Raw genomic sequence first — 13,141 nt, 5'->3', positions numbered from 1 at the left:
CTGGAGGAAGTATGCGTGTTCCCGTGCCCGCACCGGGAAGGACCGGGCTTCCGCTGGCGGTCCGGTACGCCAGGACCAGGCACGGGGCGATCGACGTCAGCTCAGGCGGCGCGGGCGGTGGCAGATGACTCACGTTATCGCCGGTGTCCTGCTGGCGGCCACGGTCCTGATCGCCCCCGGGCTGCTCCTGGCCCGCCTGGGGGGTGTACGCGGCTGGGGGGCGGTGAGCGCCGCACTACCGCTGAGCTGTGCCGTCACAGGGATCTCGGAGGTCGTGGCCGCTGCCGGCGGGTGGGCCTGGGTTCCCTGGGGCTGGGCCGCGATCGCGGGGACCACGGCTGTGGCCGCCGGTGTCCTCGCGGTTATCCGTCGGGTCTGCCCCGGGGACTGGCGGGCCCGGCCCGATGACGGGCCGCGTGACCCGCGTGCTCGGCGTGACGACCTCGTGCCCTGCGCGGTCGTGGTCGCATGCCTCGTCCTCGCCGTGGGGACGCTGATCGGCATGGGCTCGGTATCCACCCCGGGCCAGTCCTTTGACATCGTCTTCCACCTCAATGCCGTCCAGGCGATCCGGGAGACAGGCAACGCCTCCAGCTTCGGGAGCATGGCGGTCCTCTACCAGGGGGCCCCGACCTACTACCCGACCGTGTGGCACGGGGTGGTCGCCCTGCTCCCCGCCAGTGTGACGGTCGCCTCGAACGTCATGGTGCTCGTCGTGGGCTCCCTGGCCTGGCCGCTGGCCGTGACCGGCCTGCTGACCGAGGCTCTTGACGACGACGCCCGCCCTCAGAACCGTACCGCGGTCGCCCTGGCCGTCGTCCTGAGCGCCGCCACGGTGGGGGCCCCGACAATGCTGCTGGGCACCCTGTCGGTGTGGGCCTACAGCGTGAGCGTGGTCTGCCTGCCCGGGGTGCTCGTCCTGGGGCTGCGTCTGGTGCGCGTCCTGTCCCTGACAGTGGCTGACAAGGGGGACGGTCGGACTCGTCAGGTGCTCTTACGTGATCTGCTGACGAGTGGTCTGCTGCTCCTGGGGGCGGCTGCCGGGACGGTCCTGTCTCACGGTGCGGGCGCCTTCAATATCGCGGTGCTCCTGGCGCCGCTCACCGTGATCGTCCTGGTGCGCCTGGTGAGGGCCGGAGGCCGGTGCAGGACAATGACGCTGTTGGTCCTGGGCGTGCTTGCCGTCTGCGTCCTGGCAGGAGCATGGGTCATGCGAAGCACCCTGGCCCTGGTCCTGAGCTATCCACGTCCTGGTGGGAGCCTGCTGGGAACGCTGGGGCAGGCGCTGCTCGACCTGCCGCAGTACGGCCCCCTCGCCTCCCACGGCCTGCCGCTGGGAGGCACGGTGTGTGTCCTGGCGGTGCTGGCGGCGGTGCACGTGCCCCAGGCACGTCCCTGGCTGGTGGCGGCGGTACTGGCGCTGTGTCTCGTTGTGCTTATAGGAGGCCCCCAGTGGTGGGGGCGTCAGGTCGGTAGCCCGTGGTACCTGCAGAAGGCCCGTGTTCAGCCGATCCTCGTTGTCCCCGGCCTGGTGCTGGCCGCCATGGGGCTGCGCTACCTGCTGGGGAGACACCCTGGACGCAGGGCGCTCGCCGTCCTCGCCGCGGTCGTGTGCGTGACGGCACTGGGACGTGTGCCGCTGCAGGCGGCCCTGGCGGGGTCGGTCCACAATGCCACACAGATCGCCTACGGCGTCCTGGTCACGCCTGAGGAGGCGAGTTTCATGGCGTCAGCGGGCGGTCGTCTTCCCGCTGACGCCGTAGTCGTCGGCGCACCGTCGCGAGGTGCGAGCTACCTGTGGTCGCTGGGGGGTGTCAACGTCGTGTACCCGCTGCGCTCCGAGCCGACGCCCGGGTCGGCCGCGGAGCTCCTGGCATGCCAGGAGCCGGACCTGCGCCCGGGCTCGTACACCTGCGACCTGCTGCACGAGCTGGGGGCTGAGTACTACCTCAAGGTCGACCGGAGCGGTACCGAGTGGGAGGGGCGGCAGGCCCCTCTGCGCTGGGACACGGCCCTGACCGCGTGGTCCACTGACGATATGGAGCTGGTGTCCTCGTCGGGCACGGTCAGCCTGTGGAGAATCACCTCCTGCGGCTGACCGCGTCTACGGGCGAGAGCCTGACGCCGGGGGAGGCGGGACGCGAGGCCGGTGGTGCCGTTGTCACGCTGTAGAATCCTGGTGCCTCAACGGCCCGCTCGGATCCCTGCTGAACTAGGAGGATGGATGCCAAAGGCCCTTATCACCGGAGGTGCTGGTTTTATCGGCCAGTACGTGGCGCGTGAGCTCAGTGACCAGGGATGGCAGGTTACCGCCCTGGACGTGCTGCACCCTCAGGTCCACAACGACCCTCAAGGGGCTGTGGCCCGGTTTGCCGGAAAGGTCGTGGTCGGTGACACCACCGTACCAGCCGACTGGGAGCAGGCGGGGCCTGCCGACGTCATTATCCACCTGGCGGCTGAGACCGGGACCGCCCAGTCCATGTACGAGACCGAACGCTACCGTCACGTCAATGTTGACGGGACCCGGCTTGCCGCCGAGCACGCCCTGTCCTGGGACGCGCCCGTGGTCTTCACCTCCTCCCGTGCCGTCTATGGTGAGGGGCCCTACGTCTGCCCCTCCCACGGCCAGGTCACAGGGGCGTGCTGTGAGCAGGCCGTCTCACGTGACTCCAGGGAGGACGACGCCATGGCTCCGGTCTCCTTCTACGGCCAGACCAAGGTCGAGGGTGAGGCGCTCCTGGCCCGGGCCCTGACCGGACGCGTCCCGCTGGCGGTCGTCCGCCCGCAGAACGTGGTCGGCCCTGGTCAGGCGCTCCACAACCCCTACACCGGTGTCCTGGCTGCGTTCCTGGCCCGTCTGCGTGAGGGCCGTCCCCTGACCGTCTACGGGGACGGCTCGGCCACCAGGGACTTCGTGCACGTCGCCGACCTGGCGCGGCTCCTGGCCTGGCTCGCTGCCGGGCACGACGACGTCGCCTGCCCGTTGACCGTCAACTGCGGCACAGGGGTCCGCACCAACCTCACCCAGATGGCGCAGGCCGCTGCTGCCGGATCCCCCCAGGGCGTCGCCCGTATTGAGTATCTTCCGGTTCACCGGGCCGGCGACATTGAGCACGCCTGCGCCGACATGACCCGTTACCGCGCTATCGGCGCTCCGCAGCAGAAGTGGACCAGCCAGGAGGCCATCACGGATTTTATCCGGGCCTCGTGGAACCAGCCCGGGGTGGACTCCAGCGCCTGGGACCGCGCCCTGGACGAGCTCGCTCAGAGGGGCATGGCCTCCCAGCAGGAGCAGGGTAGGTAATTCTATATCAGCACCTCTTTTCTGCCCGCGGGGTTGACACCCTGTTCAGGCGGTACGATAATGTTGCCTCGTCTGTCTCAGTCCCATGAGTCTCAGCACCCTAGCTCCTGTTCTCCTCACGGAAGGTCAACCATGCCCGCCTCCCGACCCCTTCGCGCGCTCCTGGCAGGCGCGCTACTGGCCCTCGGCCTGGTGCCAGCGACCGTCGCCGCAGCCGACCCCGCCACCAGGCCGGCACCCGTCCAGATCCTCCCCCTGACCACCTCCAGCGGGCACGTCACCGAGGTCGGCCAGGCGGGCCTGGACCAGGCCGCCTCCGCCCCGCAGGCCCCCGCCTCAAAGGACACCGGTACCCAGGCCGACGCGGGCACCACTGACACCTCCTCCCCGACCACTGCTCCTGGCACCGCCCCCCTCGTCCTGACCGATCCCGTGAAGGTGGACAGCTTCCTCGTAGCGGGGTTCCGCTGGAGCGGGACGGACACCCTGCCCGAGGGCCTGTCGGTCTACCTGCGGGTGCGTGAGAACGGCGCGTGGTCCCCCTGGTACGAGAGCGGGCCCAGCTCCGCCGGCAAGGACACCGGCGGGGTCGCCGGAAGCGACGAGTTCGTCACCGGTGGCGCCGACGCCGTCCAGGTCAGTGTGGCGGGCAGGAGCGAGGACCTGCCCGCGGACCTCTCCCTGGCAATGGTGCCCGCCACGCCCTCCGGGGAGGCAACCCTCCAGGCCGGTGACCTGGAGACCACGGCGGCCGAGCCCACCGGCGTCGCCACCTCCTCCACGGAGTCCCAGGACTCCCTTACTGACCGGCTGACCTCCCCGGCCACCCTGCCCGGTGGCGGAGCGGGGACGACGTCGGACACCACCGACTCGACCACTGGTAGCGGCGACCACCTCACGCAGCCGGCCGTGGTCGGGGCAGGGAGCTCCGTGGGGTCCCTGCCCGTGGACGTGAACACCCGTGCCGACTGGGGGGCCGACCCCTCCGTCATGACGTGGGACCCGGAGTACGTGGCGGCCCACCACGTGGTGGTCCACCACACGGCGGGGACCAACAACTACAGCGCCTGGCAGTCGGCCTCGATCGTGCGCGGTATCTACCACTACCACGCGGTCGTCCTGGACTGGGGCGACATCGGCTACAACTTCCTGGTCGACAAGTACGGGCAGGTCTTCGAGGGGCGCTCAGGCTCCCTGGCGGCCGCTCCCGGCCAGATGGTCATAGGCGCCCACGCCCGCGGGGTCAACACCGGCAGCATGGGCATCTCCATGCTGGGCGACTACTCCTGGGTCCGCCCCAGTGACATGACCCTGGACCGGGTAGGCAAGATGGCGGGCTGGTTCCTGGGACGGGCCGGCTACACCGACGTCAACCAGGTCGCCGGGATCCTGGTGCGCACCACCGAGAAGTACCAGGCCGGGACCGTCCTGAACCTGCCCCGTATCTTCGGGCACCGGGACTCCGGGAACACCGCCTGCCCGGGGGACACCGGCTACTCCATGCTGGGGACCATCCGGTCCATCGCCCAGGACCAGGCGCAGATCTCCAGCCGCCCCTCTACCAACTACCTCGGGTGGGTCCACGAGGGCGGGTCGTGGTACTACTTCTCCTCTCCCGGCGTCATGGCCACCGGCTGGGTCCAGGTAGGGGAGAACTGGTACTACCTGGACCCCGGTACCGGTGCCATGGTCACCGGCTGGGCTGCAGTCGGCTCGCGCTGGTTCTACTTCCGCTCGGACAGCGGTGCCATGGCCACCGGCTGGATTCACCTGAGCTCTGGCTGGTACTACCTGGACCCCACCAACGGCGCCATGGCCACCGGCTGGACCCAGATCGGTCCGGACTGGTTCTACTTCGACGCTACCGGTGTTATGTCCACCGGATGGCTCCAGGTCGGCTCACGCTGGTTCTACCTGGACCCCGCCACCGGCGCTATGGCTCTCGGACGTATCCAGGTCGGCTCACGCTGGTACTACCTCGACCCCACCAACGGCGCCATGGTCACCGGCTGGGTCGCGATAGGGTCCGACTGGTACTACTTCGGTGCCTCTGGGGCGATGGCCACCGGGTGGACGGTGGTCGGCTCGCGCTGGTTCTACTTCCGCTCGGACAGCGGTGCCATGGCCACCGGCTGGATTCAGCTGGACTCTGGTCGCTACTATCTTGACCCCGCCACCGGCGCCATGGTCACGGGCTGGATTCTGCTGGACTCGACGTGGTACTACCTGGACCCCACTACGGGCGCCTTGGTCACCCAGCAGCCCGCGAAGGGGGCGTAGCGTTTCCTCCTCCCCGCGTGCTGATGTGGGCGACGAGAAAGACTTGCTCCCGAGGTGAACCACCTCGGGAGCAAGTCTTTACGTGCCGTGGTCGCGTCGGCCTTATCCGCAGGCGGTGATACGGTAGAGGGACGCCTTGCCCTGCCGGGAGACCAGCTCGAATCCCGGGGCGTTGTCCAGGTGCGCGAACCCGGGGACCGGCTTCTTGTCTGAGATGATCTTGCCCGGGAAGTACAGGACGTAGGTGATCCGCATGCGTCTCAGGGCGGGGCAGACAGCGGGGTCGGTGCTTGCCTTGTTGAGCCTGTAGTCAACTCTGTCGATATCCGTGTTGTGCCGGTGCAGAAGGTGCTTCAGGTTGGTGTCGACCCCGGAGATCGCGTAGGCCAGGGACGCCCCTGTCCCAGGGTCGACAGCTACTACGGCGTCCTTCTCAATCAAGTCCGGCAGCCGTTCGATCAGGGCGTACTCGTCAGGGGTCAGCGACGACGAGTCGGCAGACATCAGGTAGCCCTTCTCCACCAGCTTCACCGTGTCGGACATGGCCTCTGAGAGAGGGCCGGTGAGCACCAGGGCGAGAACTATGACAGGGTACGAGGAACGCACCAGCCACTGCGGGACGGTGAGTCTCCCGGCTACCGCCTTCCGAGCCCACCGGGCGAGGACGATCATGCCGAGTGCCGCCAGGGGAACCGCGGTGACCGGGATCAGGGCCGCCAGGCGGCTGGCGTCCTTGTACCAGGTGCCCACGAAGATATAGCGTATCTCCTCGTCCTTGGTGGACCGGGCGACGACGTAGAGGATGCTTGTCGTAATGTGGAGTACGGCCAGCCACCTGTAGGGGCGGGTACGCAGGGCGGCGACAAAGCCAATAAATGTCAGTACGCTGGCTGTCCAGACCACCGGGAGCTGTACGGGCATCGTGGTTACGACTTCCCCGATCGATCCGCTTGTCGCGTAGCTGGGCTCCCAGATCGCTGACTCAAACGGCGGGCGCAGGAAGATCCACGTCACCGCCATGACGATGATCAGGGCGTTGGCGACGTAGGCCTGACGGCGGATCCTGGCCGCGGCGCCCTTGTCCTGTGAGGTGCCCAGGACGGTGGTCACACTGAGGACGACCGAGGCGATGACGAGGGTGACTACGGTGTTGGGCTGGGACAGTCCGAGGCCTCCGATCGCCAGGATCCCCGCGGGCAGGAGGAGAGGAGTCGGCTGGGTGTCCGCTGCCGTCAGCAGCTGGTGGGTGGCGGCCAGGACTGACGGAAGCAGGGAGATCGCGAAGAAGTTGGGGTAAAGCACCCCCCAGGACAGCATGACGGAGGGGAAGGCGCTGAGGCTTCCGGCGATGACCGCGGCTGTAAAGAGGGCCAGGTGGTGTCCACGGAAAATGACGTGCGTCAGCGTCAGGCACCCGGAGGTCCACACCAGGGCGGCGACGGCCAGTACGGTCGCGTTCGTGGCCACGGGGACGGCGGTCGCGTGGCACAGCTTCATGGACAGGGCGACGAGCGTGTGCCACCCGACGGGGTAGACGAACCCCTCGGGGGCCTCCAGGTAGAAACGCAGCGAGGACGCGTTATCTGTTTGGAGTATCCACTCCACGGCATTGAGGTGGAAGACCGCGTCAAAGGTCTGTGAGATAGCGTTGGGGGTGTTGATAATGCGGCACACAGTGAGTCCAGTCACTGCCGCTGATAGCGGCCATGCCAGGCACCAGGTCACGAGAGTGCCAAGCCGCGGCCACTGCGAAGCGCTGGTTCTCCGACGCTCAGGGTGTCTCCTGGCGAGCACGAGCCTGACAGCCAGGATGACGACGGCAGTGAACAAGGTCACTGCTGAGACCGTTAGCAGCCCCCAGGGAACTGCGAGCATGGGGGCGATAACGCCTGTTCCGGCGATAAGCGCTACGGAGATCGCTGGCGCCAGGCCAATGGCCAGGGACTTTCGCAGCCCTGCGGCGATGCCGACGAGGCCGCCGGGAACGAACAGCAGCGTAGCCGCTGAGACAAAGACGGGTATGAGTGAGGACCACACGGAGGATACTCTACCTACCCGTGAGCAGTCCGCCCTGCCTTCTGGCGGCCGTCTCCCGGAGACGGATGACCCCCGGGCCGAACTGGCCGGAACCTACGGGACTGGTGTCGACCACTCTGCGTGCGGCTATTCTTGGGGCATGGGTCCCCGACACGCAGTCCTCGGTTCAGTCGTCCTCCTCACGGCTCTCGGCTTGGCGGGGTGCTCATCGGACCCGACCTCTGCTGCCTCGGCCGTGCCCTCCGGCCCACCGCAGACCGAGGCCCCCACCAGCGCGTGCGGGGCGATGGACGCGGTCCTGGTGGAGGCCTTGGCCCAGACCCCTGAGGGGCAGGCCTTCACCAGCCGCCCCCAGGACGCCACCGCTGACCAGACCCGGGCCGCGTGGGGGTCGTTCACCCAGGTCCTGGCTACCGACTACCTCGCCCGGCTGCAGGCCGCTGCCGGGGACGAGGCCACGGCCAGCAGCGCCGTCACCGCCCTGACGACCTACAACTCGGCGAGCGCCCGTCTGGCCAGCGGCCAGGTGCCGGAGTTCCAGGACGAGGCCCAGGCCGAGAAGGACATCAAGCTGGGACGCACCCCGACACCCAATCCCGAGTACACCCAGGACGTCGAGGCCCTCACCAGCGCCCACCTTGAGCTCAGCCAGTGCATGCCCCACTGGCCGGTCGTCTTCTAGCAGGGGGCCTCCGGGGCGGTCCGGTGGGCCGCCCCGGTCCCTGCCGAGGTCACGGGAAGGGCCGGACGACGTAGCCGGTCATGTTCTCCCAGCCGTAGCCGACGGTAATGTGCTGGACCCGGGCCGGACGGCCCATCCAGTCGGTGTGGATCACCTGGTCGTCACCCAGGTAGATCGCCACGTGCGTGACGACGCCCTCGGAGGTGTAGAAGATGAGGTCCCCGCGCTGCCGCTGGCTCAGCGGCACGTGCATGAGGCCAGGGTGGTTGTAGAGCTCCTGGGACGTGCGGTACGCGGGCCAGGCGTGCTTGTACACGTCGATCGGCTGGGGGTCCAGGCCAGCTCGGTAGAGGGACTGGAGGCTCAGGCCCGAGCAGTCGAAACCGAGGTTGTAGGGGCCTGCCCCGCCCCACGTGTAGCTTGATCCCAGCTGGTCCCGGGCGTAGCCGATCATGGCCTCAATGCGCTCGCTGCGCGTGGCACTCAGGGACACCGGTGTCGCCTGGTACTGGTCCACCCACCAGGAGTACCCGGTGTCCAGCGCGTTCCAGGTGCGCTGGTCGACCACGCCGGTCTGGGGAAGGCCGACGCGGCGCTGGAAGTTGCGCACGGCGTTCTGGAAGCTGGCGTCCACGCTGGCCAGCTTGGTGGAGTACCACAGGCCCAGACGCTGCTGGACGATGCGCACCTTGACGCCGTTCATCCCCCAGGTGAGGTCGTTGGTGGCCCACCCCAGGGAGGTGATCTGGGAGACCGGCTGGAGGTATCCGGCGGGAGCCTGGTAGCCGATCCACACCCCGGTCGAGGTGAAGTGGTAGGTGGACCCGTCAATGGTCAGGGTGCCGGTGGCCATGGCTCCGGTCGTGGGATTCAGGTAGAACCAGGAGTCACCGACCCTGGTCCAGCCGGTGGCCATGGCCCCGGTGGTGGGGTCCAGGTAGAACCAGTACTGCCCGATGGAGGTCCAGCCCGTGGTCATGGCCCCGGTGGTGGGGTTCAGGTAGAACCAGGAGCCGTTGATCCTGGTCCAGTCCGTAGCCATGACGCCGGTGGCCGGATCCAGGTAGTACCAGTTGCCGGAGTCGGCCTGCCAGCCGTGGGCCTGCTGGCCGCTGGAGCGGTAGTAGTGCCAGCCGTCGTCCTGCTTGAGCCAGCCGGTGACCATGACACCGGTAGCGGTCAGGAAGTAGGTGGACCCGCCCACAGTCAGGGTGCCGGTGGCCATGACGCCGGTGGTGGGGTCCAGGTAGTACCAGGCGGTGCCCACCTGGGTCCAGCCGGTGGACAGGGCGCCCGAGGTACCCAGGTAGTACCAGGACCGGCCGTCCTGCCACCACCCGGTCTGTACGTACCCCTCGTCGTCAAAGCGGTAGACCACGGCCTTAATCCGGACCCACTGGGAGCGGGCCAGGCTCCCGTCATTCAGACGCCACTGCCACCGCCCGTTCGCAGCGACCCAGCGACCCTTACCGGTGAGGTCGACCAGCCCGGGGATGGCGGATCCGGGGCCGTCGGTCTGCGACGCCTTGGCGTCGTCCTGCGGGGTGCCACCGTCACCGGGGGCACCCTGGGTCACCTCAGGAGTGGCAGAGGAGGAGGGGGAGGGAGTCGGTGAGACCGGGGCACTGGGCGTGGCGGTCGTCGTGTCCTGGGCGGGCGGGGCAGGGTCGTCCGTGCCCACGAGCGCGGCCGCTGGCGCCCCGACCAATACCAGGGCAGCGGACAGAAGCAGCATGACGCCTGTGCGCAGCGGTGCGCGATACCTTGTACTCACCATCTCAGGGTACCGTCTCATAATGCCTGGTGGGAGCCCTGAGGGGCAGGTTCGCTGGTCAGGGGCGCACGGCACCCGTCCTGCTGCGGGGCGACCGTGCGACCGCGCCAGGGCCCCTTACTGGCCCTGGGCGGCGTAGGCGGCTTCGACCTCGGCCTTGAGCGGGCGCCACCAGGCCTCGTTGTCCCGGTACCAGTCGATGGTGGCCTGCAGGCCGGAACGGAAGTCGGTGAAACGGGGCGCCCAGCCCAGCTCCTGGACCAGCTTGGAGTTGTCAATGGCGTAGCGCATGTCGTGGCCGGGACGGTCCGCCACGTGGTCGTAGTCGTGCGGGTCGTGGCCCATGAGCTCACAGATGAGCTCGACGACCTCCTTATTGCTCTTCTCCCCGTTGGCGCCAATGAGGTAGGTCTCGCCAATGCGGCCCCGCTCGATAATGTCCCACACGGCGTCATTGTGGTCCAGGACGTGGATCCAGTCGCGCACATTGGCCCCGGCGCCGTACAGGCGCGGGCGCACGCCGTCCATGAGGTTGGTGACCTGGCGGGGGATGAACTTCTCAATGTGCTGGTAGGGCCCGTAGTTGTTCGAGCAGTTGGAGATCGTAGCCTCTACCCCGAAGGAGCGCACCCAGGCCCGCACCAGCAGGTCGGAGCCCGCCTTGGAGGATGAGTAGGGGGAGGAGGGGTTGTAGGGGGTGGTGGGAGTGAACTTGGCAGGGTCGTCCAGCTCCAGGTCCCCGTAGACCTCGTCGGTGGAGATGTGGTGGAAGCGCACCTTGTGACGGCGCACCGCCTCCAGCAGGGTGAAGGTCCCCACCAGGTTGGTGCGGATAAAGGGGGAGGGGTCGCGCAGGGAGTTGTCGTTGTGGGACTCGGCGGCGAAGTGGACGACGACGTCGGCGTCCGCCACCAGCGGGTCCACGGCGTCGGCGTCGGCGACGTCGGCCACGACGAGGGTGACGTGCTCGCCCAGGTCCGCCAGCGAGCCCTTGTTACCGGCGTAGGTGAGCTTGTCCAGGACCGTGACGGTGGCGTCGGGGTAGCGGTGAAGCGTCTGGTGGACGAAGTTGGCGCCAATGAAGCCGGCACCGCCGGTGATGAGGACGTGCATGTCTTGGGTTCTCCCTGAAGATGAGGTGGCGTTCGACGCCGTCGTTCCGTCCCGATGCTACCCGGTCATCCGCCCGCCCCCTCGGCCGGGCAGGCGGGTGCGGTCCCATCTGGTGGGAGGTGGGCTCCGCCCGGCCCCGTGCCGTGGGTCAGGCTCCGGTGCGTTCTCGTCTGGCGGGAGGCGTCCCGCCCGACAGGGCCGGGCGGCTCCTGACGTGTTGCAGGTAGCCGCGTACCGCGGGGCATGATTCCCCCATGCACCAGATCGCCGACGTCAGCGTCATCGGGGCCGGTTTCTCCCGGGTACTGACGGCCGTCACCCTCGTGACGGTCCTCACTGTGAGCGCCGGGCTCGTCTGGTCCGCACGACGGGGCAGCGACCAGGAGAAATGTGATATTAGTCGCGAAGAGTCGAGCCTGGTTCACGGCCTCCGGCGAGCGCGGCGCCTGGGCCGACAGGCCCTGAAGGTGGGGGCGGTGCTGCTGTGCCAGCTGCTCGCCGTCGGCCTGGTAGCGGCCCGGGTCAACTCGGCGATCGTGTTCGTCACCACTCTCGGTCAGGCCGCGAACCTGCTGCTCCCCGGGGGGCAGGAGCAGGACGCCGTCCTCTCCCCGGTGACGCCTGCGCCGCTGCCCGCGGCCGGTACGATACCGGACCCCCGTGACGTCCTCACCCCGGTCCCCCAGGAGGACGGCTACGGCGCCGCCACCGTCACCGGGTGGCGCAGCGGCGCCTCCGGGCAGGTCCGGGTGTGGACGCCGCCGGGGTACGCGCCCGATGACGGGCGGACCTACCACGTCCTCGTGCTCCTGCACGGCCAGCCGGGCACCCCCGAGAGCGTCTCCGAGGGGTACGCGACGGCGCAGCGCCTGCAGGCGGCTGTCCAGGACGGGACCATCCCCCCCACGATCGTGGTGGTCCCCTCACTCAACCTGGACGACCGGCAGTGGCACGAGCCCGACTGCGCCGACGTCGAGGGACACGCCCAGACGGGGACGTGGCTGGCCCAGGACGTGCCGGCCATGATCACCGCGACCTACCCCAACGTCTCCCGGGACCGTTCGCACTGGGGCGTGGGAGGCAACTCCTCAGGGGCCTACTGCGCCCTGTGGACGGCGCTGAGCCACTCGGAGGTCTTCGGGGCGGCCATCTCCATGTCCGGCTACGACATCCCCGTGGTAGGCGGTATGCGCACTACCGCGCAGCTGCGTCGGGAGAACACGCTGAGCACCCTCATTGCCACCCGGGACCACCAGCCGCTGCGGTTCTGGGTGCTCGGGGCCCTGGACGACCCCTCCTCCACCGACCTGGGGCGGACCCTGGCCCAGGCCGCGCCCGCGGCGGACTCGGTGACCAGCGTGTCGCTGGCCTCCGGGTCGCACTCGTGGACGCTGTGGAACACCTGGTTCCCCTACGCCCTGGCCTGGTTCGGGGGCGCTACCGACCCGGTCCTGACCGGGCAGTCCCAGTCCGTGGAGGGGGACCAGGTAGGTCCGGTGCCCTGGTGGCGACGGGGCATTGACTCCTTCACGACGATCCGGGGCAGCGGGCTGCTGGTCCTGTCCTGGGCGGCGGTGATCCTGGCCACTGTCCTGGTCCTGCGTGCCCCGGGCTGGCTGGCCGGCCCCCGGCGTCGGGGGACGCAGGCCTTCCTGTGCGCGTGGGCGGTTCGTCTGGGGGCGCTCGGGGTGTGTAGCCTGCTGGGGGCCCTGGCGCTGGGGCTGACCCTCAACAGCTGGGGTGAGTTCTACTCCAGCTGGGAGGTAGCCAGTCTGGATCTTCTGCCCTCGCTGGTCACCGGGCACTGAGCGGCGAGGGCCGTCGGCGCCTGCCTGTGGTCCTGACGCCCGTGCGTCGCCGTCTGCGCCTCGTCCGCCATATGCGACCATAGACGTCTATGGAACGGCACGTAAGTGCCGTGTCCTGATCAGGAAAGGAAGTGAGCCAGTGG

At 68.8% G+C, this 13,141-nt stretch carries 8 protein-coding genes; 5 read left to right on the top strand and 3 right to left on the bottom strand.

What is annotated here, in order from left to right:
• The first annotated feature begins 124 nt into the window (after positions 1–124).
• From JJJ15_RS03690 to JJJ15_RS03680, 3 genes are all read left to right on the top strand, one after another.
• Complete coding sequence (locus JJJ15_RS03690) at positions 125–2,098, top strand: DUF6541 family protein (protein ID WP_200511489.1); 1,974 nt, start codon at positions 125–127, stop codon at positions 2,096–2,098.
• A gap of 126 nt (positions 2,099–2,224) precedes the next feature.
• Positions 2,225–3,304, top strand: a complete 1,080-nt coding sequence (locus JJJ15_RS03685; RefSeq protein ID WP_200511488.1) for an NAD(P)-dependent oxidoreductase — start codon at positions 2,225–2,227, stop codon at positions 3,302–3,304.
• A 132-nt stretch (positions 3,305–3,436) separates the two neighbouring features.
• Positions 3,437–5,584: an N-acetylmuramoyl-L-alanine amidase gene (locus JJJ15_RS03680; RefSeq protein WP_200511487.1), complete on the top strand. Its 2,148-nt coding sequence runs from the start codon at positions 3,437–3,439 to the stop codon at positions 5,582–5,584.
• A gap of 102 nt (positions 5,585–5,686) precedes the next feature.
• On the opposite strand, the gene JJJ15_RS03675 is transcribed toward JJJ15_RS03680, so the two are convergent.
• On the bottom strand, positions 5,687–7,621 hold the full coding sequence (locus tag JJJ15_RS03675; protein ID WP_200511486.1) for a DUF6541 family protein: 1,935 nt from the start codon (positions 7,619–7,621) through the stop codon (positions 5,687–5,689).
• A 235-nt stretch (positions 7,622–7,856) separates the two neighbouring features.
• On the opposite strand from JJJ15_RS03675, the gene JJJ15_RS03670 reads away from it, so the two are divergent.
• A complete protein-coding gene (locus tag JJJ15_RS03670; protein ID WP_129591490.1) occupies positions 7,857–8,303 on the top strand; it encodes a hypothetical protein in 447 nt (148 codons plus the stop codon).
• Between the two features lie 49 nt (positions 8,304–8,352).
• Here the strand turns inward: JJJ15_RS03670 and JJJ15_RS03665 are convergent, their stop codons facing one another.
• Positions 8,353–10,077, bottom strand: a complete 1,725-nt coding sequence (locus JJJ15_RS03665; RefSeq protein ID WP_348641489.1) for an NlpC/P60 family protein — start codon at positions 10,075–10,077, stop codon at positions 8,353–8,355.
• Between the two features lie 117 nt (positions 10,078–10,194).
• A complete protein-coding gene (rfbB, locus tag JJJ15_RS03660) occupies positions 10,195–11,190 on the bottom strand; it encodes a dTDP-glucose 4,6-dehydratase (protein WP_106109522.1) in 996 nt (331 codons plus the stop codon).
• A gap of 254 nt (positions 11,191–11,444) precedes the next feature.
• Here rfbB and JJJ15_RS03655 point away from each other — a divergent pair, with 254 nt between their 5' ends.
• Positions 11,445–12,998, top strand: a complete 1,554-nt coding sequence (locus tag JJJ15_RS03655; RefSeq protein WP_200511485.1) for an alpha/beta hydrolase-fold protein — start codon at positions 11,445–11,447, stop codon at positions 12,996–12,998.
• Positions 12,999–13,141 lie beyond the last annotated feature (143 nt).

The sequence above is a fragment of the Actinomyces sp. HMT897 genome (assembly GCF_016626125.1).
GTDB lineage: Bacteria > Actinomycetota > Actinomycetes > Actinomycetales > Actinomycetaceae > Actinomyces.
The sequence above is the reverse complement of the archived record's forward strand: the minus strand, read 5'-3'. Positions and strand labels throughout refer to the sequence as shown.

Excerpts from the sequence above, each read along its gene's own strand:
- JJJ15_RS03690 (WP_200511489.1), top strand. The coding sequence starts at position 125 with ATGACTCACGTTATCGCCGGTGTCCTGCTGGCGGCCACGGTCCTGATC.
- JJJ15_RS03655 (WP_200511485.1), top strand. The coding sequence starts at position 11,445 with ATGCACCAGATCGCCGACGTCAGCGTCATCGGGGCCGGTTTCTCCCGG.
- JJJ15_RS03680 (WP_200511487.1), top strand. The coding sequence starts at position 3,437 with ATGCCCGCCTCCCGACCCCTTCGCGCGCTCCTGGCAGGCGCGCTACTG.
- JJJ15_RS03685 (WP_200511488.1), top strand. The coding sequence starts at position 2,225 with ATGCCAAAGGCCCTTATCACCGGAGGTGCTGGTTTTATCGGCCAGTAC.
- rfbB (WP_106109522.1), bottom strand. The coding sequence starts at position 11,190 with ATGCACGTCCTCATCACCGGCGGTGCCGGCTTCATTGGCGCCAACTTC.